At 46.1% G+C, this 22,822-nt stretch carries 17 protein-coding genes and 2 pseudogenes; 11 read left to right on the top strand and 8 right to left on the bottom strand.

Features of this window, described 5'->3' with window-relative positions; genetic code table 11:
* Nucleotides 1-7: 7 nt before the first annotated feature.
* On the bottom strand, nt 8-1,207 hold the full coding sequence (locus IQ257_RS18330; RefSeq protein ID WP_193933146.1) for a class I SAM-dependent methyltransferase: 1,200 nt from the start codon (nt 1,205-1,207) through the stop codon (nt 8-10).
* A 407-nt stretch (nt 1,208-1,614) separates the two neighbouring features.
* Between IQ257_RS18330 and IQ257_RS18335 the strand changes: the two genes are divergently transcribed.
* The 5 genes from IQ257_RS18335 to IQ257_RS18355 all read left to right on the top strand — a co-directional run bounded on the left by IQ257_RS18335 (nt 1,615) and on the right by IQ257_RS18355 (nt 8,538).
* Complete coding sequence (locus IQ257_RS18335; protein WP_193875160.1) at nt 1,615-4,938, top strand: phycobilisome rod-core linker polypeptide; 3,324 nt, start codon at nt 1,615-1,617, stop codon at nt 4,936-4,938.
* Between the two features lie 357 nt (nt 4,939-5,295).
* Nucleotides 5,296-5,781 carry an allophycocyanin subunit alpha gene (apcA, locus tag IQ257_RS18340; protein WP_193875162.1) on the top strand — a complete coding sequence of 162 codons (486 nt, stop codon included), beginning with the start codon at nt 5,296-5,298 and terminating at the stop codon, nt 5,779-5,781.
* A 114-nt stretch (nt 5,782-5,895) separates the two neighbouring features.
* Nucleotides 5,896-6,381 (top strand): allophycocyanin subunit beta, encoded by a 486-nt coding sequence (apcB, locus tag IQ257_RS18345; protein ID WP_193875164.1) that lies wholly within the window; start codon nt 5,896-5,898, stop codon nt 6,379-6,381.
* A gap of 418 nt (nt 6,382-6,799) precedes the next feature.
* Nucleotides 6,800-7,003, top strand: coding sequence for a phycobilisome linker polypeptide (locus IQ257_RS18350; RefSeq protein ID WP_193875166.1), 204 nt, complete (start codon nt 6,800-6,802; stop codon nt 7,001-7,003).
* 305 nt (nt 7,004-7,308) lie between these two features.
* Nucleotides 7,309-8,538 carry an FtsW/RodA/SpoVE family cell cycle protein gene (locus IQ257_RS18355; protein WP_193875168.1) on the top strand — a complete coding sequence of 410 codons (1,230 nt, stop codon included), beginning with the start codon at nt 7,309-7,311 and terminating at the stop codon, nt 8,536-8,538.
* On the opposite strand, the gene IQ257_RS18360 is transcribed toward IQ257_RS18355, so the two are convergent.
* A complete protein-coding gene (locus tag IQ257_RS18360; RefSeq protein ID WP_193875171.1) occupies nt 8,528-8,710 on the bottom strand; it encodes a hypothetical protein in 183 nt (60 codons plus the stop codon). The two genes, IQ257_RS18355 and IQ257_RS18360, sit on opposite strands and share 11 nt — an antisense overlap.
* A 130-nt stretch (nt 8,711-8,840) precedes the next feature.
* On the opposite strand from IQ257_RS18360, the gene arsM reads away from it, so the two are divergent.
* Together arsM and IQ257_RS18370 are read left to right on the top strand one after the other, a co-directional pair.
* Nucleotides 8,841-9,809: an arsenosugar biosynthesis arsenite methyltransferase ArsM gene (arsM, locus tag IQ257_RS18365; RefSeq protein WP_193875173.1), complete on the top strand. Its 969-nt coding sequence runs from the start codon at nt 8,841-8,843 to the stop codon at nt 9,807-9,809.
* A 117-nt stretch (nt 9,810-9,926) separates the two neighbouring features.
* Nucleotides 9,927-11,126, top strand: coding sequence for a glycosyltransferase (locus IQ257_RS18370; protein ID WP_193875175.1), 1,200 nt, complete (start codon nt 9,927-9,929; stop codon nt 11,124-11,126).
* 187 nt (nt 11,127-11,313) lie between these two features.
* Here the strand turns inward: IQ257_RS18370 and IQ257_RS18375 are convergent, their stop codons facing one another.
* The gene (locus tag IQ257_RS18375; RefSeq protein WP_193875177.1) at nt 11,314-13,206 is read right to left on the bottom strand and encodes a serine/threonine-protein kinase; all 1,893 of its coding nucleotides are present in this window, start codon (nt 13,204-13,206) and stop codon (nt 11,314-11,316) included.
* A 13-nt stretch (nt 13,207-13,219) separates the two neighbouring features.
* On the bottom strand, nt 13,220-14,287 hold the full coding sequence (locus IQ257_RS18380) for an endo-1,4-beta-xylanase (RefSeq protein WP_228060813.1): 1,068 nt from the start codon (nt 14,285-14,287) through the stop codon (nt 13,220-13,222).
* Nucleotides 14,288-14,562: 275 nt separating this feature from the next.
* Between IQ257_RS18380 and IQ257_RS18385 the strand changes: the two genes are divergently transcribed.
* Nucleotides 14,563-15,192 (top strand): type I restriction enzyme HsdR N-terminal domain-containing protein, encoded by a 630-nt coding sequence (locus IQ257_RS18385; RefSeq protein ID WP_193875179.1) that lies wholly within the window; start codon nt 14,563-14,565, stop codon nt 15,190-15,192.
* 276 nt (nt 15,193-15,468) lie between these two features.
* On the opposite strand, the pseudogene IQ257_RS30175 reads toward IQ257_RS18385, so the two are convergent.
* Nucleotides 15,469-15,804 (bottom strand): annotated as a pseudogene (locus tag IQ257_RS30175) (IS4 family transposase); the annotation flags it as partial.
* Between the two features lie 152 nt (nt 15,805-15,956).
* On the opposite strand from IQ257_RS30175, the pseudogene IQ257_RS18390 reads away from it, so the two are divergent.
* A pseudogene (locus IQ257_RS18390) lies at nt 15,957-16,469 on the top strand (helix-turn-helix domain-containing protein); the annotation flags it as partial.
* Nucleotides 16,470-16,616: 147 nt separating this feature from the next.
* Here the strand turns inward: IQ257_RS18390 and IQ257_RS18395 are convergent.
* Together IQ257_RS18395 and IQ257_RS18400 are read right to left on the bottom strand one after the other, a co-directional pair.
* Nucleotides 16,617-16,889, bottom strand: coding sequence for a hypothetical protein (locus tag IQ257_RS18395; protein WP_193875185.1), 273 nt, complete (start codon nt 16,887-16,889; stop codon nt 16,617-16,619).
* Between the two features lie 617 nt (nt 16,890-17,506).
* A complete protein-coding gene (locus tag IQ257_RS18400; protein WP_193875187.1) occupies nt 17,507-17,896 on the bottom strand; it encodes a hypothetical protein in 390 nt (129 codons plus the stop codon).
* A 772-nt stretch (nt 17,897-18,668) separates the two neighbouring features.
* Here IQ257_RS18400 and IQ257_RS18405 point away from each other — a divergent pair.
* Together IQ257_RS18405 and IQ257_RS18410 are read left to right on the top strand one after the other, a co-directional pair.
* The gene (locus tag IQ257_RS18405) at nt 18,669-19,658 is read left to right on the top strand and encodes a hypothetical protein (RefSeq protein WP_193875190.1); all 990 of its coding nucleotides are present in this window, start codon (nt 18,669-18,671) and stop codon (nt 19,656-19,658) included.
* A 103-nt stretch (nt 19,659-19,761) separates the two neighbouring features.
* Complete coding sequence (locus tag IQ257_RS18410; RefSeq protein WP_193875192.1) at nt 19,762-20,829, top strand: hypothetical protein; 1,068 nt, start codon at nt 19,762-19,764, stop codon at nt 20,827-20,829.
* A 111-nt stretch (nt 20,830-20,940) separates the two neighbouring features.
* Here the strand turns inward: IQ257_RS18410 and IQ257_RS18415 are convergent, their stop codons facing one another.
* Nucleotides 20,941-22,719 carry a protein kinase domain-containing protein gene (locus IQ257_RS18415; protein ID WP_193875194.1) on the bottom strand — a complete coding sequence of 593 codons (1,779 nt, stop codon included), beginning with the start codon at nt 22,717-22,719 and terminating at the stop codon, nt 20,941-20,943.
* Nucleotides 22,720-22,822: the final 103 nt, after the last annotated feature.

Here is a 22,822-nt window from a genome sequence, read left to right on the forward strand (position 1 = left end):
GCCCCCATCACCCCATACCCGGAGTCAAGACAACCAACTGTTGATCAAGGAGCGATCGCACTCTTTCCAACCCTAACTGCACATCCGTTAAAATCTGTTCTAACGTTCGCTGTCGATCTGCATTTGCATCACACGCTTGCAAAAATTCAAACTCCGCCTCTGACAAATTTACAATTTGGTAATCGTAGTTAAACAAACACTGACTGGGCCATCCATCCATGCAGGGATGCCGTTCGGGAATTGCCGCTAATAGTACCTCATCCACCCCCCAATCTGCCTTGGGAAGAGGAGGGCGTCCTAGGAAAAATTCGTAATGGGAGACTTCCGGATCTAATACTTCAATTAACCGATACCGATCGCGATCGCTCAACCCCTCAGTTCGTGCCATCAACTCGGGATTCTTCCCTAACACTCGTTCCAACTGCCAGTAACCAGGATTGGAAAAACCAATGAACTCCAAGCCTGACGCATCTATCAGCTCAAACAGCGTCTCAATAGTGTAATCAATCTCTTGGGGATGCACATACATATCTGCAAAGTTAGCATCTCGTTGATTCTCCAACGACCAACGCTCCTTCTCTCGCTTGACAAGTCGGTTATTTTCTGGTAAGGAATTAAATATTTGACGCCCTACCTTAACACCATCCTGGTAATCGCCGCGCTTCTCACCTTGGAGAAGTGCGATCGCTTTTTGCATCAGCCGGATTTCCCACCGTCCCAATTCCGCATAGACAAAAATATGCATCAAGCCACCAGGAGCTAACTTAGCCGCAATCGACTGAATACCCCGAATCGGATCTGGCAAATGATGCAGAACCCCCACACAGTTAATTAAATCAAACTCACCCTCTAGTTGCTCGGCATCATACAAACTCAGGTGATGAAACTCCACCTGATTCGCTCCCGAACGACTACAGCGTTCTTTTGCCACATCCAAGGCACCCCCACTCAAGTCAATTCCCACAACTGATGCTTGGGGATTGAGGTGAACCAAATACTCCGTCCCCACCCCAGTGCCACAACCGGCATCCAGAATGCGAATATCCTGCCTTAGGGTTTTTTGACCGGTACAAAAACTGTAAGCTGCCACCCAATTCCAACGCCAGTTATAACCAGGCGGCGGCTCGTCTAGCAACGGCTCAGGCGGAAATGGGTAGGTATCGTAAAGCCGCTGTACAGCAGCGCTAGTCTCTTTAGAAATTTCCATCAGTCTATACTTTCTCCCCACTCCCCACTACTTGATACGCTCTAATTTCCACTCCCAGCTCCTCTGCTCCCCAGCTCCCACCAATGTAACAAAACTTATAAATTTTCTCAGGGATTGTACTTAATCCACTATTATGTCTTTGTTATGACTCCGTAAAACTTTGATTCGTATTCTATACATTTCTTAACAAAAGAGTTAAGGAGATCGGAAACGTTTTAATCTAGATGCTGACCTGGTTTAGCTAGGGCATTTGTTTATAAATGGCGCAAGAGGGATATCCCATCCAAATTTTTGGCATGGACTAAAGAAAACCCATTGCCTAATGTAAGCGCAAGTGACCCGCACTGGCACCTTGGTCAGGCTTAACATCATGATGCAAATTTGTCGATGGGAGCGTTTAAAAACCAATGAGTGTTAAGGCAAGTGGTGGAAGCTCAGTTGCACGCCCGCAACTTTATCAAACAGTACCGGTAGCAACCATAATCCAAGCCGAACAGCAAGATCGGTTTGTAGCAGGAGGTGAGCTCAATGAGCTTGCCAAATACTTCCAATCCGGGACGAAACGGTTGGATATTGCCAGTACAATCACCAACAATTCAGACCTGATCGTATCCCGTGCAGCCAACCGTATCTTCGTTGGCGGTTCTCCAATGGCTTATTTAGAAAAGCCGAGGGAAGAACCAGCGCCGGAAATGGCGATGGCAGCTCCTGCTACAGCAGGCACTGATGTCAGACGAACCATGGAATTGGGAACGGCTAGCTATGTAGAGAGTGGTGGCGGCTTTTTTGAAGGTTTACGAGGACTTTTCAGCGCTTCGACGGGGGGACCAGCTCCAGCCGGCTTCCGACCGATTAACGTGGCTCGCTATGGTCCAAGGAATATGCAGAAGTCCTTGCGGGACTTGTCCTGGATGTTGCGCTATCTCACCTACGCGATCGTAGCTGGCGATCCGAATATCATCACGGTTAACGTGCGGGGCTTGCGGGAAATCATCGAAAATGCTTGCTCTGGAGATGCCACATTGCTAGCGCTACAGGAAATGCGTGCGGCATCGTTGGGGTATTTCAAGCGCGATGCTGAATCTGGCAATGTTGTAGCAGAGTACTTTGAGATTCTCATCAACGAATTTAAAGCCTCCAATCCTGCTGATAAGGTGCGGCAGCGTCCTTCTGCTGACCAACAGGGATTGCAACTGCCTCAAAGTTACTTCAATGCAGCAGAGCGGCGTCCTAAGTTCGTGATGAAGCCGGGACTGTCGGCGTTAGAAAAGCAACAAGTCGTCAAAGCTGCCTATCGGCAAATCTTTGAACGTGACATTACCCGCGCCTACAGCCAATCCATCTCGTATCTGGAATCCCAGGTAAAAAATGGCGACATCTCAATGAAAGAGTTTGCCCGCCGCCTCGGTAAATCACCCCTGTACCGGAAGCAATTCTACGAGCCGTTTATCAACAGTCGCGCTCTAGAACTGGCATTCCGGCATTTCCTGGGTCGCGGCCCTTCGTCTCGCGAAGAAGTTCAGCAATACTTCTCCATTGTTTCCAGCGGCGGTTTATCAGCCCTCGTGGATGCGTTGGTAGATTCTCAGGAATACTCTGATTACTTTGGTGAGGAAACCGTTCCTTACTTGCGAGGACTGGGTCAAGAGGCTCAAGAATGCCGCAACTGGGGTATGCAGCAAGACTTGTTGAAATATAGCGCCCCCTTCCGCAAAGTTCCCCAGTTCATCACAACCTTTGCGAAATACGAACAACCCCTACCCGATCAACACCCCTACGGTGCTGGCAACGACCCGTTGGAAATTCAGTTTGGGGCAATTTTCCCGAAAGAAACCCGCAATCCCAACACCCAACCGGCTGCTTTTGGTAAGGATACTCGACGGATTCTCATCCACCAAGGACCGCCTACCAGCAATCAAACGGGCAATCCCAAGGCACGGGGCGAGTTTCCCGGTTCTCTAGGTCCAAAAATCTTCCGTTTAGACCAGATTCCCGGCACCAACGGGAAAACGAAGGGAGCCAACATCAAGTTTTCGGAAAGCTCCACTCAAGCCGTGATTAATGCTTGCTATCGGCAAGTCTTCGGGCGCGATGTTTACGAAGGTCAGCGTGAGAAAGTCGCGGAAATTAAACTGGAAAATGGCGAGATTACGGTGCGGGACTTCGTCCGGGTGTTGGCGAAGTCTGATGTGTTCCGCAAGATGTACTGGGTGCCGTTGTATGTGATGAAGGCAGTGGAGTACATCCACCGTCGTCTGTTGGGTCGTCCTACCTATGGGCGTGCTGAGACAAACAAATACTTTGATATCTGTGCTAAGAAGGGCTTCTATGCCTTAGTAGATACCCTGCTTGACTCTAAAGAGTATGAGGAAGCCTTTGGAGAAGATACCGTTCCCTACGAGCGCTACCTGACTCCAGGGGGTAAGCAGTTGCGATCGCTCCGACCGGGTGCGATTCGTGAGGATGTCGGCACCAAGCCAGAAGTCCCTGTCACACCGAGCTTTGTGAATCTGGGTACAGTCCAGGAAACTCGGACAGAACCCGACATTCAATCTCGGATCAATCAGGGCGTTACCGTGCAGCGCCAGCAAACGAAGGTCTTCAAGCTGACTGATCTCAACGATAAGCCTGCGGTGAAGATTTTGATTCGTGCAGCATATCGGCAGATCTTTGAGCGCGATGTCGAGCCTTATGTGGTCAAGGGGCAGTTCTCCAAGCTAGAAAGCAAGCTGGGTAACGGTGAAATTAACGTTAAGGAGTTTATTGAAGGGATTGGCTGTTCGGAACTCTACATTAAAGAGTTCTACGCCCCTTATCCCAACACGAAAGTGATTGAGCTTGGCACCAAGCACTTCTTGGGGCGTGCTCCAGAAAATCAGAAGGAAATCCAAAAGTATAATCAAATTCTCGCGGCTCAGGGTATTCGCGGCTTTGTGGGTGCCTTGGTCAACAGCATGGAATATGCTCAGGTGTTTGGCGAAGATACGGTTCCGTACCGCCGCTTCCCGACCTTACCGGCAGCGAACTTCCCGAATACTCAACGGCTCTATAACAAGCTCACCAAGCAGGATGCTGAAGTGGTCGTGCCTAGCTTTGAGTCGGTGAGTTCACGGATGGATGCCTCTAAGCTGCCTCTGACAGGTAAAGCGATCGCGGATATGGCGGCAAAAACGAAGCCAGAGTTTGTTGAGTTAGCTCGTTCCTTCCCAAAGGACAACGTGCAATCTGCACCGATTAGCGTCGGCACAAGCAACCGCAAACCCGCACGGATTTTCCGCATGAACCCCGGAGCAACCCAGGCAGAAACAGTACGGGTTATTAATGCGATCTACGCTCAGGTGCTAGATATCTGGACGGGTGAAATCCCTCAAGACTATCGCTGTACCGATTGGGAAAACCAATTAAACAGCGGTGAAATTTCGGTGCGTCAGTTTGTCAAAGCCTTGGCAAACAGCGATATCTATCGCCAGCGCTTCTACTCACCCTATCCTGCCCCCAAAGTCATCGAGTTCTTGTTCCGGCACCTGCTGGGACGCGCTCCTGCCACTCAAGCCGAGATTCAGGAGTACACGAAGCTGATGGCAGAACAGGGATTGAATGCCGCCGTCGCCAATATCGTTGATAATTCTGAGTATGCCCGTTTCTTCGGTGAGGACGTGGTGCCTTATGCCCGTGTCCCCTCGTTACCGGCTGGTAACTACCTGGGTAGTGTGAGATCTAACTCTGACTAGGAATCACTAGGGAATAGGAAATAGGGAGTCGGGAGTGGGGAATTTCTCCATTCCCAATTTCCTATTTCTGGATTTGGCTCAAATCTGAGGAGAAATGTTACAAACTGTTGCGAACATAGGAAAAATGTGAACAATCTATCGCAAAATATTTGCGGAAGATAGCTGTACCGCTAACCTAAATGTGCCGCTGATTGCTCCCCAAAAATCCTGAGACTATCTCAAAAATTCCAGGGGTTTGGGTCTAAGCCCTAAAAAGCTGTTCAGTTTAGCCCACTAGGAAAGCAACTCAGCTTATCAACACGTTGCGAATGTCAGTTTAATCACACCTGGTTACATTTTTCTGGAGGAATCCCATAGATGAGTATCGTCACGAAATCAATCGTGAATGCAGACGCCGAGGCACGTTACCTGAGCCCTGGCGAACTAGAGCGGATTAAAAGCTTTGTTACATCTGGCGAACGCCGCCTCAGCATCGCTCAAACCCTGACTGGCTCCCGTGAGCGCATCGTCAAACAAGCAGGCGACCAGTTGTTCCAGAAGCGCCCTGATGTCGTTTCTCCCGGTGGCAATGCTTACGGCGAAGAAATGACTGCGACTTGCCTGCGTGACTTGGACTACTACCTGCGCCTGATCACCTACGGAATCGTAGCAGGTGATGTGACCCCTATTGAAGAAATCGGCTTGGTTGGGGTTCGGGAAATGTACAAGTCCTTGGGAACTCCAGTCGATGCAGTCGTCGAAGGTGTTCGTGCTATGAAGAATGCCGCTACTTCAATGATGGCTGGCGAAGATGCTTCTGAAGCTGGCTCTTACTTCGACTACGTCATTGGAGCAATGCAGTAGGGAAAATACCTTTCCCTGCTGTTACAGGCGCGGCATTGAGCTGTCTGTTGCTGCCGAATTGCGCGTCTGTAGGAAAGATTCGAGAGACTAGGTGAAATAAGGAAAATAGGATCGATGCAAGACGCAATTACTTCCGTTATCAATTCTTCCGACGTTCAAGGTAAATACTTGGACTCTTCCGCCATGGACAAGCTCAAGGGCTATTTCGCCACTGGCGAACTGCGAGTGCGGGCGGCAAGCACCATTAGCGCTAACGCCGCTACCATTGTGAAGGAAGCTGTCGCTAAGTCACTGCTTTACTCGGATATCACTCGTCCGGGCGGCAATATGTACACCACTCGTCGCTATGCTGCTTGCATTCGTGACTTGGACTACTACTTGCGCTATTCTACCTACGCTATGTTGGCAGGTGATCCTTCCATCCTCGATGAGCGCGTTCTCAACGGGTTGAAAGAAACCTACAACTCCCTGGGTGTTCCCGTTGGCGCAACGGTACAAGCTATCCAAGCCATGAAAGAAGTTACCGCCAGCTTGGTAGGTCCTGATGCTGGTAAGGAAATGGGTGTATACTTCGACTACATCTGCTCTGGCTTGAGCTAAGGTAAACGCTCAGATTTAAACCCTGAGTCTGTAGTCGGTTGTTTGGTAAAGGTTTGGGAAGTCGGCTGTGAGTGCTAGCCTGTTGGAGGCAAGTCTGGCTTTATCAGTAGAGTTGATGAGTTTTGACAGTCTAGTATTGACCGTTGACTCCCAAACCGGGCTGTAGCGCGGTATGAACCAAAGAATGGGTTTCGAGAATAGTGGGTGTTAGGCGTCATTGTTAGTGCCTTAAGCGAGTTACACCCCGAAAAGTATCGCAGAAGTTCCCACAGTTCACACTATTTAGATTTCTCGCTTCAACCAGAAAATCAGCTAGGAGTACTGCGCAGCAGAACCCTAAAAGTCGGTTGAGAATCAGTCGTTGACACGCTGAGTTGCGATTCAAATTTTTTTATCTAAGTCAGGAGAGAGACAAGTCATGCGGATGTTTCAAGTAACAGCCTGCGTTCCCAGCCAAACCAGAACCCGGACACAACGGGAATTGCAAAATACCTACTTTACAAAACTCGTTCCCTATGACAACTGGTTTCGTGAACAACAGCGAATCATGAAAATGGGTGGCAAAATTATCAAGGTTAAGCTAGCTACTGGGAAACCCGGTACAAATGCTGGCTTGCTTTAAAGAACAGTTTTTTTATCCAGACAGGTGCAGGGGTCATAAAGACCCCTTTTTAATTAAAAAGATTTTTGGCAAAAACAATCCAAGCAGCGGCTCAACAGTAATTAGCCGCAACCGATACAGCAAGTACAAGCCAAACGTCAACGAGCCGAAGTTCTTACCACTTGATTAAGGAGGTGTGTAACTCGATTGGGATATCGTGTTACTCATAGGTGTTGGATTCGGGATCGTTGCATTACTCAGGTTGGCAGTTAAACTAAGGTACATCTGGATACCAGATCGGCAGTGTTGGTGGTGAATAACAACTAGTGGCTCTACGCGACTTAATTTTACTGGTTAATCCCCCCGATAAGGAATGGGGACTCAATGCCCGTTTATTGCGGTGGTTGACTTTTTTGTGGATGTTTATCGGTTTAGCCGTTCTCTTCTCAGCATCGTATCCTAGTGCTGATGCGGAGTTTGGTGATGGGTTGTATTACTTCAAGCGACAGCTCATCTGGATTTTTCTGGGGTTGATCGGATTTAACGTACTGGTGCGATCGCCCCTGCGTTACGTGTTGGGAATTACCCATTGGTTGATGATAGGGCTGTTGGGATTGCTTTTAATTACCCTAGTTCCTGGAGTGGGAACTACGGTTAATGGTGCAACTCGTTGGATATCTTTGGGTCCAATACCTCTGCAACCCTCAGAATTAATCAAGCCTTTTTTAGTCTTGCAGAGCGCTCGCCTCTTTGGGCAGTGGGAGCAACTTGCCACACGGGTGCGCCTATTGTGGCTGGGACTGTTTGCCCTGGTGCTGTTAGGAATTTTGCTACAGCCTAACTTGAGCACAACCGCTCTGTGTGGGATGACGTTGTGGTTAGTGGCACTGGCATCGGGATTGCCGTTTTCTTACTTGGGAGGAACGGCGCTAGGAGGCTTTCTGCTTGCTACGATCAGCATCAGCATCAAAGAGTATCAGCGACGTCGGGTGATGTCATTTCTGAATCCTTGGGCTGATCCAATGGACGATGGCTATCAACTTATTCAAAGTCTTTTAGCCGTTGGCTCGGGGGGAACTTGGGGTTCTGGGTTTGGTTTGTCGCAACAAAAACTCTTTTATCTGCCTATTCAGTACACGGATTTTATTTTTGCTGTTTTTGCTGAAGAATTTGGCTTCGTGGGCAGCGTATTACTGCTGTTGATGATCATGGCTTACGCCACATTAGCAGCGATCGTAGCACTGAAGGCACGAAATACCGTTCATCAGCTCGTAGCGATAGGAACTATGATTTTGATTGTCGGTCAATCCCTATTAAACATTGGCGTAGCGACTGGTGTCCTGCCAACCACAGGCTTGCCATTCCCCTTCTTCAGTTATGGTGGTAGTTCAACGATCGCTAATTTGTGTTCAGCCGGGTTACTGATTCGGGTGGCAAGAGAGAGTAGCGAAGCTGAAGTTGTTCCTATCGGCGGGCGTCGTCAGTCAGCAACTGAACGGCGGCGGCGTAGGCAGCAGCAAACACAGTTGCAGAAGGGTGCTGGCGTCAGGGATTAGAGTCGAGACGTTGAAGAAAATACCAGAACCAGCGATCGCCTGCTCCTTGCACCTCCACTTCATACCGAATAAATTCTCCCTCTTTAGCACGAGCGATCGCATCTTGCAATTGCTCCTGAATCTGGAGAGAAATCATCCACCACCGCGCCTCCCAAAACGGCTTACCAATCACATCGTTCTCGCCATAATACCGCCTGCATAAGGACTGGTAACAGCACTCATTACCCCCTGTTGGGAGCAGGTTCCCAGAACGCCAAGGGAAAGTAAGATAAAGCTAATAGCCGTTCAAATCGAAGATTCCCATGAGCTATCTTGAAACAACTGCCCAATTTTATAGTGAAGTCGCCCAAACTCCAGAAGTGGGGTTGTGTTGCGTTCAAAGCAGCCCCCTGCAACTGCCAGGGTTGAAAATTCCCTGCAAGATGCAGGAGATGAACTACGGTTGCGGTACTACAGTCCATCCTGCCGAATTGGGCAACCAGCCAACGGTATTGTATGTGGGTGTTGGTGGTGGCTTGGAAGCGCTGCAATTTGCCTATTTTTCACGGCGTCCCGGTGGTGTGATTGCCGTTGAACCCGTTAACGAAATGCGTGAAGCGGCGACTCGAAACTTGGAACTTGCCGCCCGCGACAATGCTTGGTTTGACCCCAGTTTTGTAGAAATTCGGGAAGGGGATGCGTTTGCCCTTCCTATAGCAGATGACTCGGTTGATGTTGTTGCACAGAACTGCCTGTTTAATATCTTTGAACCCACGGACTTAACTAAGGCACTCCAAGAAGCCTATCGAGTGTTAAAAATAGGTGGACGCTTGATTATGAGTGATCCGATTGCAACCCGTCCAATTCCTCCTCATTTACAGCAAGATGAGCGGTTGAGGGCTATGTGCCTATCCGGTGCGCTTACTTATGATGACTATATCCAGCACCTGGTAAATGCTGATTTTGGTCAAGTAGAAATTCGGGCGCGGCGTCCTTACCGCCTGCTTGATCCCCAGAGTTACAATCTAGACGAACCATTGTTGCTCGAAAGTCTCGATTCTGTAGCCTTCAAAATCCCGGTTGCTGATGATGGAGCCTGTATTTTCACTGGCAAGACAGCAATTTATATGGGTGAGCAAGCCATCTTTGACGATTCGGCAGGGCACGTTCTCCAGCGTGGTGTACCTGCAGCCGTGTGCGATAAAACAGCGGCGAAATTGGCATTATCTAATCCGGGAGATATCTTAGTTACGGATTCAACCTGGCATTACACCGGCGGCGGTTGCTGTTAGAAGTTAGAGGTAGAGATGTTGTATGCAACGTCTCTACACTCTACAGGAAACTCATTGACGGTAGTGGCTTAGATATAGCCATTTACTACTGAATATCAAACCGTCACTCTCGTTATTATGCGAATCTTATTTTTGCATTCTAATTTCCCAGCCCAATTTCGCCACCTCGCTGTCGTCTTGGCAAAAGACACCCACAACCAGATCGTTTTTGGCACCACTCGTCGAGAAGGTCAGTTACCTGGAGTTTCCAAGGCGATTTACAGCACATCCCGCGAAGCTCGTCCAGAAACCCATCACTACGTCCGACCCTTAGAAAATGCCGTGCTTCAAGGTCAGGCAGTCTATCGCCTTGCCGACCAACTCAAAGCTCAAGGTTTTATCCCAGATGTTGTTTATGGTCATTCGGGGTGGGGTTCAACTTTATTTATTAAAGATGCGTTTCCAAAAGCTAAGTTATTATGCTATTTCGAGTGGTTTTATCAGGCTCATGGCTCCGATGCCGACTTCGATCTGGCTGAACCGCTCAACGCCGATGATGAAGCCCGCATTCGGATTAAAAATGCTCCTATTTTAATCGATCTCTATAGTTGCGATCGCGGTCTTTCTCCCACCTATTGGCAACGCCAGCAGTTTCCAACCGAGTATCACCACAAAATCACTGTACTTCATGATGGCGTTGACACCAAATTTTTTCAACCTAAACCTGGACAAAAATTAGTTTTACCTCGGTTGAGTTTAGACCTTTCTCATGTCGAAGAACTAGTAACCTATGTGGCGCGAGGGATGGAACCTTATCGGGGGTTTCCACAGTTAATTGAGACAATTGCTTTGCTTCAAGAACGACGCCCCCATTGCCATGCGGTTATTGTGGGAGAAAATCGAGTTGCTTATGGTAAATCTCTTCCCGATGGCAAAACCTATAAAGAATTAATGCTAGAAAAAATACCCCTTGACCTTAACCGAATTCACTTTACAGGCTTACTGCCTTATCCCGAATATCTTCAAGTTTTACAAGCCTCTTCTGTCCACATTTATCTCACACGTCCCTTTGTTTTGTCTTGGTCAATGCTGGAAGCTTTATCAACAGGATGTCTGGTTGTTGCATCCAGAGCAGCTCCTGTGACTGAGGTAATTCAAGATGGGGTTAATGGGCTGCTAGCTGACTTTTTTTCTGCCGTTGAAATTGCCGCTCGCGTTGAAGAAGTACTTGAGCATTCTGACCGTATGATGTCACTGCGAGTTCAGGCACGGCAGACCATTTTGGAACGTTACGACTTGATGCAATTATTACCGCAGCACTTGCAATGGATAGAGTAGATGGAAATAGGAGTAGGGAGTGGGGAGAATGGATTCATCGTCCTTAAGTAGGTGACGCCAAATCTTAATTGTGCCGTTTTTAATCCTGCTGACCAATATTTGTTCATCTGAACTGAAGGCGGCAAATAAATGGGGGGAGATTTCCTAAAAATTTTCAATTTATGTAGGGGAATACCGAGGATTATTCCTATTCAAATCGCCAAATTTTTACCGTTTTATCTTGAGAACCACTAGCAAAGATGGAACCATCAGGACTAATTACCACACTGGTTACGCTAGCTGAATGATCTGAGAGAGTATATTGCAATTTTCCACTACCGGGATGCCAAAGTTTAATAGTCTTATCAGCACTGCCGCTAATCAGCAAATTACCGCGATCGCTCATTGCTACAGAATTGACGGCGTCTGAATGCCCCGTGAGAGTATAGATTAATGTACTACTACTCAAATTCCAAACTTTAACCGTTCCATCAGCACTCCCACTAATCAAAAGTTGACCGCTAGGGCTAAACGCCAGTGAATTCACTGCCCCTGTATGGTGATTGAGTGTTCGCTGAACTTCACGACTTTCCAAATTCCAAACTTCAATGGTTCCATCTACACCACCACTGGCAAGGGTATGTCCATCAGGGCTAACGGCAACGGTATGAATAGCACCTGAATTTCCGCAGAGAGTCGCTTTTACGTCCCCAGTTTCTAAAGACCAAAATTTGATGATTTTATCGGTACTGCCACTCACCAAAAGTTGCCCATCTGGACTAATGGCAATAGCTTTAATCCAACCCGAGTGTTCACTGAGATTGTGAATCCATTCTTCAGTTTCTAAATTCCAGATTTTAATTGCATAATCCCAACTGCCACTCGCTAAAAGGTGTCCATCAGGACTGAAGGCAACCGCATCAACCAAACTCGAATGCCCAGAAAGTGTGCAGCGCAAAGTCATGTGAATTAGGTTCCAGAGTTTAACAGTGCGATCGGCACTGCCACTTGCTAGAATTTTGCCATCGGGACTGAACGCGATCGCATTAATAGAACTTACATGACTCCTCAGCGTTGATAGGCATTTCCAAGTGGGGATAGAAGCAGTCGAGGCAGTTGTTTGGGACGCAGAATTTGTCTGGACAAAAGTGGGTAAATTTCCCTCTAGATCTAAATCTTGGTAAACTTCGGCTGCGGATTGATAGCGTAACTTGACAGCCCGTTCGAGCATTTTATTCAAAATTTGACTCAGTTGAGAACTCACAGGCGCGATCAAGTAATCTTGCCAAACCCAAACTCCTTCTAAACTATTAAATAAATCAAAGGGATGAATGTTCGTGAGTAAATGAATGCAAGTAACGCCCAAGCTATATAAATCACTGCTAGTTAAGGCTTTCCCCATTAATTGTTCGGGTGCGCTGTAAGCGGCTGAACCAATAACTGTACCCGTTCTAGCTAAAGCCGTTTTAGTTGTAAACTTTGCTGCACTGAAATCAACCAGCATCAGTTGACTTGTCTGGGTTCCCATTTCTTCGCCTTTTACTCCCCCCTTTAATAGGGGGGGGACAGAAGTGCAGCGGATAATATTTTCAGGATTGATATCCCGGTGAATCACGTGATGAGCGTGAATAAACTGTAATACTGGAAGTAGTTCAGCTAAAATCTGCCGAATCTCTGTTTCCCTAAATGCCCCCTCAGATTCTAATTGCTTGGCTAAACTTTCCCCCTCAATTAAACGCTGCACAATCGCACCTACCATCCCTGTCTGGTTATCCGGTTCAAAATAACCTAAAAATTGGGGAATCTGAGGATGTTCACCTAACCCTTGTAATCGTGCTGCTTCTTCTCGAAATGACTCTGCCGCTTTTTCAGTATTATCCGTGCCTTGATTTTCAGATGAGAACTGTTTAATAATACAGGGAGATTGAGATTTATCCCGTTCGTCTATTGCCAAAAAGGTGCGACCAATACCCCCTTGACTAATCAGTTTTTGAGCACGGTAGCGATCGCCTAAAAGCAACCTTGTTCCGCAAGTGGAGCAAAACTTGCCATTATCAGGGTTCTGGGGTTTCTTACAACTGAGATTGAGGCAGTAAGACATGGGACATGAGGAATTATGAATTTTTTAATACGTCTACTAAAGCATTGTAAGCGGGTTTAGGACGGTAGGATTCGTCAAAGATTAGAGGTTCGTCGGGTTGACCGACAAAGCCGGGAATCCAAGTATACTTATCCGTAAATCCCCACGTTACAAATGCCGTACAATTTGAAGCTTCTAGGCATACACCCAGCATATCTCGGTAAACCTTTGCCTGTGCCACTAACCTCTCGTCTCGGGTTCCTGTGCCATTGTGAATTTGCACATCCATTTCGGTAATTTGCACCTCTAACCCCAACTCATTCAAACGCTTCATATTTTCAGCGACTTCTTCGGGTAGTGGTGGATTTTTAATCGTTTTATGCATCTGAAAACCGACGCCATGAATGGGGACACGCCGCTGTTGTAACTCTTTAACAAAAGCAAAGATAGCATCCGATTTTTCCCCTAACCCTTCCCCACCATAATCGTTATAAAATAACTTAGCTTGGGGGTCAGCTTCGTGCGCCCAACGAAACGCTAAATCAATATAGTCTGATCCAATTTTCTCTAACCAAATATTTTTTCGGAGGGAGTCTTTGCCGCCAACGGCTTCATTCACAACATCCCAAGCAGCAATTTGTCCCCGATAGCGACCAACTAGAGTGTAAATGTGTTGCTGTAGGATATCCATTAACTCTGCCTGCGTCCACTCTCCCGCCGTTAACCAGTCGGGTAGCTGTTGGTGCCAAACTAGAGTATGACCCCGTAATTGCATTTGATGGGCATTGGCAAAGGCAACCAGTTCATCAGCATCGGTAAAATTGTAGCGATCGCGTTCTGGATGAATTGGCTCAAACTTCATCACATTCTCTGGCGTAACCGTGTTAAATTCCCGTGCCAGTACTTCCCGATAGGTTGAATCCTTGCGAAGTGCGCCTATTGATACGGCTGCACCGATGTTAATTTCGTGCTGTTGCGCCAGGGAACGCAAGGTTATCTCGCTTGGTTGCGTCATGGCGGGGAGAGAAGCGATTACACCTGCTATTAGCGCCAGCAGCATTAATCTGCCAAATCTGCTGAGTTGTCTGAAAGGTTTGAACATTATCGATAGTACTGCGAAGAGTCCTGAGTGCTAGTTTAAGCGCGATGATTACTGCTGGATCGGATTCTTCACCTAAAGGTAATAACGTCTTCAAATGCGCGTAAACTAGAGTAAATGCAGCTTGCTCATCTGGAGATTGTACTGAAACTTTCCAGGGGTAATCGTGTTGGTTGCAGCAAAGCGACTTAACTACTTAGGAACTTGTGAGCCTCAGCCCCATGAGGAGTTTGTCGCAAAACTCACTAACCTAATGCCGCTCGCCCCCTGACTATCCCATGACTATTGCGATTACTGAAGCAATTACTACTCTCGCTGAGGCAGAACAACGATTGAATCTGGCTCGTAACGAAGACGAGGCTTTTTTCTCAGAATGGCAAACTTTTTTACCCCAACTTTCAAGCACAGAACAAAGCGCCTTGCGCGAGTTGCGACAACGCTATCTGTATCAGCGTTCTGAAGGACAGTTACTCGAAGGCACGATTACTTTATTACTGGTTTCTCCACTGTTAGCGATCGCAGGTCTCTACGACCCCCCATTTCGAGTCCGGGCTGAAGAATCAGTACAATTAATCCTCTCAGATGAGGAAGAGATACTACAAGGGCGTATCGATGTATTGGTATTGGTCAATCAAATCTGGGTGATAGTTCTAGAGTCCAAGAAAACCGCTTTGTCAGTCTGGACTGCTCTACCCCAAACCCTAGCGTACCTAGTGGCTAACCCTCAACCTGAGCGACCGAGCTTCGGCTTAGTGACTAATGGAGACGAAATTTTATTTGTCAAACTCGTACAAGGCTCATCGCGACTCTACGCGCTCTCGCGAGTGTTTGCACCGTTTGTTTCAATCCACGAGCTTACTCAAGCCTTGCAAGTCTTAAAACGCATGGCTGGAGTGATTCAAAATTGAGAAATTGAGTATAAACCGATACTACTGAGTGATTATCAAGAATAAAAACTTGTCACGATGCAAGCGCGATCGCCCATTACCCCCAAAAACGCGATCGCTTTCCCTCTCTTGCTCCCCCCTTACCAAGGGGGGTTGGGGGAGTTAACGTGGGAAAATACTGATAACGATTAACTCTCTATAAAATCCCACTACAACGATGACCCAACTTTATAACAAAACATCCGAGAAAGCGAAACGGCAACAGCTTCGACGGAATCTGAAGGGGCGACATGAAAGCTAAAACATTGATAGAATAAGCTCCATAGCCCTCATACCTCTTAAATAATACTCTAACTTATTGCGATTAAGTCTCATTAAATCCTGAACAATACCCCAACAATCATCCCAGAAACTGACCCAAGTGTGACTATATAAACCAACATAAAAACTGCTATGTCTTCTTGTTGAGCGTAATGGTTCTTTAACTCTAGCGATATATTTTTGTACACCCATGCGTTTAAGTTTCTGTCCTTGAAAGGTGGACATAGTATAAGCAAAAGATATTAGTAAAATTAGAGAGATTAAGCGATTGCCATCAACATTTGTATTTTCTAATTGATAGCCACCACTTTTTCAATCTTAAACAAAATTGAACTTCCTGCTCTCTGAGCCAGTTAGCCAATTTTACAGAACAAAATTCTCTATAGTGTTTACATTTGAGATGTAAACACTATAATCCCAAGAAATGATAAGATTAAACCTCTATTTGTAGAAAGAAAAACTCAATGACAAGCCAAGACAGAGAAAAAGAAATTAAAGAGTTAGATGAGTGGATTAAAAGCAATAGAGACTCAAGAGAATTAAAAAGAGCGTTAGCCGTTAAATTAGCGTTACAAGGTTGGGCTTATAGAGCGATAGGCAAAATGCTAAACGTATCACAAAGCTTTGTGAGTCAATGGAAAAAACGTTTCTTTGAAAGCGGCATAGAAGGGTTAAAACTTTCTTACAAAGGAGCAAAAAGTTATCTAACAGCACAGCAAAAAGAAGAAGTAATGGGTTGGTTAAAGGAACAAGAGTACTGGGATTTAGACGCTCGCGGACTCGCTAACGCTACGCTATCGGAATTAGAGTGCTATTTAGTTGAGCAATATGATGTAGTTTTTCAATCGCCAACAAGCTACTATAAACTCCTGAAAGAAGCGCGAATTAGTTGGCAGAAAGCCCAAAAAAAGAACCCGCGACAAGACCCAGAAGCCGTGAAAGAAAGGCTGAAAGAAATAAAGTCAATACTGGCAGAGTTATAGTTAAGTTCAAATTATTTACTTTTCCTAACTTAGAAAAGTATGACCATTTTTCTTGTCTCATTTGAAAACGCTATATCTTGTTGACAATAATTGACCTATCTTTTTTTACCATAATTGGGTTCAACCTTTACAGCACTTGGGCTACGGGGCGCGTGTCGCCCCCTCAGGATCTGTTGTCCAAAGCTCTAGAAAACTAAAACACTGGTCAACTTGCAAATCTTTTTGAGTGTTGCAGTAATCAAATAATCTTTTCTGCCTATCTGCTGGATTCTTCCAGATCTCGTCAAATTTTGAGAACGCTTGATATACTACAGGTATTCTAATAAGCATATCCCTAATCTGACCAGCAATTAAATTAGTACCTGGTGTTAAATTTAACTGCCTAGATGGAATACTTTCAACAGAAAGTTTCACTGTGTCTGACTGAAACGTTCCAGGGGTAGTAGTGTTGGTATAAGCAAAGCTGCTGACTGCTGTAGATGACCACAGGAGAATAGCCCCCAGTGCGATCTGTATTTTGCGGTATGTACTCATTACAAAGTCCAGTATCTGAGCGAAGAATTTAAGATAGTAGCGATGACGATAGGAGTATTTAGTGACACTCCCACGAAGTAGGTCTAATACTAATTTCCTTTTTGGATGCTACACATCCTGTTCTTTCTCAGGCAAATCTCGACCCCCTAAATCCCCCTTATTAAGGGGGACTTTGAATCTAGTTCCCCCCTTACCAAGGGGGGTTAGGGGGGTAAGAGATAACCAAACAGGTTGATTCCAGACTTGTATACATCGCAGCCTTGTCAAGGGGAGAGCAAGAAAAGTATCTGTAGCAAGCATGGAGGAACTTAGTATAAGCGGTTTTCTTTGTCCACTACCTTTCGGTAGACGTTTCCCAACCCCAATTTGGGAATTTTTCGAGTTACAGGTATTTTTTCCCAAAAAAAAATCTACCCTCTACCCCCAAAACCCTTGTGCTAAAAACTTTTCAGCCGCCGCAAGCTCTTCTCAACCTCCCCACAAGCCGGAGACAACAACTACTGACTCAACGCACTTGCACCAACAGAAGCGGGAACTCGGTCAGCTAAACGAGTTTGCAGTTCCACCATGAGATTTTCCCCACCCCGATGAGCTTCCCAGGAACCAGAACCAACGCGACTGATACTCCACTGTCCCTGCATAAAATCTTCTGACTCCGAAACGGTTCCGGTGTAGCTAATGGAGTGATGCGAACCCGTTAGGTAGCGCTTGACAAAGCTGATGCGGCGTCCGACAACTTCACCTGTCAGTGAAGCTTCTCCTAAGTAATTGTCATCCAAAATTCTGCCAGTCAGGGTATTGCCACTTTGCAGCAGTGTCGCCTCAAACCGAGTAGGGACTCCTTCCTGCCAGTAGGTTCCAAGCCAGGTGCCGCTTAAATCTGCCATCGATTAAAATTACAATCTCTATTCCACCTTAACAATTTCTGTTGACTCGTGTTTATCTCTCTCTTCTTTGCTAAGGTTTCAGCAATTCACGACAATAGGCTATATATGCTATTGTCATAGCGACCATACAGGAGTCTTTGTGTTGGGATGGGGTTTGAGACAGCATAATTGGTGGAGAGGTGTGAGTGCGATCGCTTTTCTATTGTCTTTAGGATTGCAGTCGTGTGTAATTTAACGTCCGCCGTCCGTCTCTCAAATTCCGCTTAAAGCAGACCCCCAGTTTAAGCTAGCCTCCACAGCAGGTATTAACTATCACCCCCTGAAAGCGTTGCTCAAGCAGCATCAGTGGCAAGCTGCTGGTTCAGGCTTTAACCGCAGATGGCGGCTCTCTCTCAATCCGGATTGTGGGTTTAACTAACACATGACCTGTCCCCCAGCCCCTCTCCTGCTCTTGTAACCTATCCGTATTTCGCCTTACTGTAATTTAATTTGCTATAAGAATTACTGCCTAAATTTGGTAAAAATAGACAATTTAGCCTGTATTAAGTCATTAATGTGGGTTTACTTCTTATAGCTTTTGCTTTTTAGACTTGACGATAGCCCATTAATTTAGGTACTATTTTATAGTACAAATGTACTAAAATGAAAAACGGCTTTTCGCAGCTTGCATCTATACCTCAACTTTACAGATCACAGCTACACCAATTTGCAGTGGTTAGCTTAGTTTGTGTAGCTCCATGCTGAGTTCACTATCGTATAAGGACAGTAAATTATGGTCGCCACAAAAGAAAGCAAAGAACAGATTTTTAAAACCTTTCAACAACTTCTATCCGACCGCAAAAAAATTGACTCAAAGGTAGCTACAAAAGAAGAAGAGGCAGAAAAACAAAAAAATAAACAAATTCTGGATGTCGCATCAACATATACCGTTGACAGTATTGTTAAAGGTCTGGCTGAACTACAACTAGAATTTGGTACGATTGTCAATGGGCTATCAGGAAAATTAACAACTCAATCCTCTAAGCTGGACGAACTTAAGGTAGCGATTGATGTTGAAACCCAAAATTTACAAGAGTTTCAAAAAATTCGCGTTGTTGCTGATGCGTTGCATATTCTCACTCAAGAACACCAGGAACACCTCAAAACCCTGGAGCAAACTCACACCGAACAACGGGAAAATCTAGAAAAAGATAAAACTGACAAGCAAAAATTGTGGGGACGAGAGCAGGTAGACTTTGAAGCTCTCGTTCGAGAGCAAAATGAATTCCTAACTAAAGAACGGCAGCATCAAGAAGCTGACTATGAATATGAATTAGAGCGCCAGCGCCAACTTGAACAGGATGAGTATGAAGAACTAAAACGTAATCAAGAGCGTGAATTGCGTGAAGCCAATCAAAAAAAAGAAAAGCAGTGGTCGGAACGCGAAACTATTCTCCAAGAACATCAACCGCTAATTGAAGAGTATCAGCAAAAAGTAGATAAATTCCCCACTGAGCTAGAAGAAGCCATTAAAAAAGCCAGAGAAGAAGCCATTAAAGACGTTTATCAAGACGCAAAAGTGAAATCTGAGCTACTAGAAAAAGAATGGGAATCAAACAAACAGGGGCATGAATTTAAGGTTCAATCTTTAGAAGAGAAAATTCAAAAACAAATGGAGCAAATTGAACAGCTTCATGGGCAACTACAAGAAACGATTAAGCAGTCCCAATCTCTGGCGATGAGAGCATTTGACAGCTCCTCAACAGACAAGGATAAAAGTTAGTACAGATGAACGGATTGGACGAATTAATACGTTTCGTTCATATCTTAGCTTAATCATTTCTATAGCATGACTTATACCCCGTAAATCCTTTGAGGTTCTTTCTATGGCAAGCAAACCCAATAGCAAAAATACCAAAGCCCAAATTTTAGAAGCTTACGAGGAATTGTTCAAGGATCGAAAAGCATTGGAAACACAACTCAAGCAGATGCAAAAAGAAAGCCGAGAAAAATCTGCTAGCGAAAATAACGGTCGTCATACGGGAACAAATATTGCTCAAGCTAAAATGAGTGATACAATTGAGAATCTTTTCAAGTTAAAATTGGGGTTTGGAAGTGCGGTTAGCGAGTTGTCAGAGAAACTGAGTTCAGAAGCATCTAAACTGCAAGAGTTGCGCAATGCTGTGGCAGATGAAACTCAACAGCTTGAAGACTTGCATGATCTAGCCGACATTGATGACGATACTCTGGATAATTTAATCCAATCCTACGAAGAAAATTCAAAAGCCTTTGAGGATGAAATTAGCCAGCGGCGCGAAGCCTTAGAGCAAGAAATTCAAGATTTAAGGAAAGCTTGGCAAAAAGAGCAAGACGAACACCAACGTGCTGTTAAAGAACGAAACGACGAACATAGTAAAAATCGGCAGCGGGATGCAGAAGAATATAAATATGACCTAGAACGGCGGCGCAATTTAGACCGAGATACTTATGAGCAGCAGCAAAAAAGTTTGTATAAAGAACTGGAAGAAGCTTACCAAGTGCAGCAGAAACAGTGGGCTGATCGAGAAAAAGCGATCGCAGAACGCGAACAAACCTTTGAAGCGTTAAAAATGAAGGTCGAAGGGGTTGATAAAGAGAAGGAATCCGCTGTTAATAAAGCGAAAGAAGAAGGGAAAGCGATCGCCAATAATCAAGTTAAAGTTAAGGCAGATTTGCAAAACAAGGAAGTTGAAGGTCAAAAATACTTCTATGAGCTGAGAATTCAATCTCTAGAAGAAACAATTCAAAATCAAGAAGCCCGGATTCACAACCTTTCACAACAACTGGATGCTGCCCTCAAACAAGTTCAAGATCTAGCAGTCAAGGCGATCGAAGGGGCTTCTAATTCCAATTCTTATCAAGCCTTGAAAGAAATTGCCTTAGAGCAAGCCAAGACACAAATGAAGGGCAAGTAATACCCAATCCAAATTTGTAATTATACTCCTCTTATTCTCTAGCCCGCGCAGGCGGGCTTGGTTTGTGTAGCCACGACTTAGAGTCGTCAGGCTAAAAAGAGAACTGTGCCGTTAGTGCAAATCAGCTTCCCAGACACCCATGTAAATGCGATCGCTCTGATTGCGTTCGATCACGCCCTTCAAGCCACTGCTGCTAAATCGATAGCGGTTAGATTGCCGCTGATAAACTCTAGTCAATCCTTGCTGAATATCCCCGGAAACATTACCGTTAAGCATCCGATCTAACATCTCTAACAGGGTTTCCAACTCAACAGACTGGTTAAAGGCTGCCTCCGTCTGGCGCAGACGTCCGGAATTGCGGTCAAACAAATATCCGAGGCTAACGCGATTGGGGATATAGTCCTCATATACTAACGCACGGGTATTGGGCCAAAGACCTTTAGACTGCTGGGTAGGCTTGCCTAATGCCAATTCCACTGCCTTTTGGGGAGTTCCTGGGGCAAATCCAGGAATGTTATTAGCCAATAACGCATTCGATTTGGGGTTTTCGGGTGAGGGAGAAGGTTTTGGTAAGGGAGAAGGAGAAAGAGAAGGAGAAGGTGAGGGCGTTAGCGTCGGTAATGGTGCCGGAGATTTGGGAAGAGTCAGCTCGGGGGGTGGCGTTGAGGGTAATTCAGGTGATTTAGGGAAAAGGGGTTCGGGGGTTAGATTTAAGGGCGGTGCCGGAGATTCCGGGAAAACGGGTTTGGGAATGGGAGTGGATAAGGGTGAAGGTACGCTCGTCGAGTCGGGTGGGAGTCGTTCAAGCAAGGGACGTTCCGAAATAGGTTCCGTCAATGAGGGTGCTGGATTGGAGGAGTCTAAAGAGCGATTGATACCCAAGCCAACTGCCACACCCGCAATGAGCAACCCTCCTGCCATTAAACCCCCAACTATTACGGACTGGTGTCTGTTTTCTTCTCTACCGTATCTCCAACCCATAGGAACGGTGGGTGGCACGACAGGATTGTTTACCGGTGGCAGACGCTCTGAGGAAATGGGGACAGTAGTCAGGGTTGAAGTAGAGGTATTTGATCGCAAAACTTCGAGCATTTCTCTGGCACTAGTAAAGCGATCGCGGGGATGGAAGCGAATCGCCCGATCCAGCACGGCGGCTAAGTGAGAGTGACATTGCGACGCATCCCGACGCCACAAAATCTCACCGGTGCGACTGTCAGTTTCTAACCCTTGAGGCAATCTCCCAGTCAGTAAAAATACGGCTACGAGTCCCAAACTATACAAGTCACTAGCGTAAATCGAACGTCCTGCGGCTTGCTCGGCAGCCATAAACCCAGGCGTTCCGATTACCATCGATTGAGCTGCGCTAGTTTGGGAGTTCACCACGGTTTGAATCGCTTCTTTTACCGCGCCAAAATCAATCAGTACGGGCAGTCCATCTCGTTGCCGGAGAATAATGTTATCGGGTTTTATATCGCGATGAATCATACGGCGGCTGTGAACGTAATCGAGTATTGGCAACAGACTCAGAAGAATTGCCTTCACCTCACTCTCACTCAACCGTCCCTCCCGTTCCACCTTTTGAGTCAGGGTATCTCCTTCAATCCATTCCTGAATTAAGTAAAATCGTCCCGCTTCCCAGAAGTAGGCATACAAGCAGGGAATCTGATTGTGACTCTCTCCCAATTCTTCTAAAACGGCGGCTTCCCGTTGAAACCGCTCTTGCATCAGCTTGTAAGTTTGGGGATTGTGCGTCATCGACTTGAGCTGCTTGATCACGCAGTTGCGTCCCGACGGCATATGAGTATCTTCGGCTAGAAAAGTATTCCCGAATCCACCCGTCCCTAGCGTCCGGAGTACCCGATAGCGATTGTTCAGCAGCGTTGGCGTCATGAGCGATTCAGGGAGGCTTTGGCTAAAAACAAAAAAGGGTGCTATAAAACACCCAGCTCTAGCATAAATTTTAGTCTGATTTACAACAACGAGTAATTGCCAG

Origin of the sequence: Coleofasciculus sp. LEGE 07092 (genome assembly GCF_015207375.1) — a bacterium.
In the GTDB taxonomy this organism is placed as follows: Bacteria; Cyanobacteriota; Cyanobacteriia; order Cyanobacteriales; family Coleofasciculaceae; genus LEGE-07092.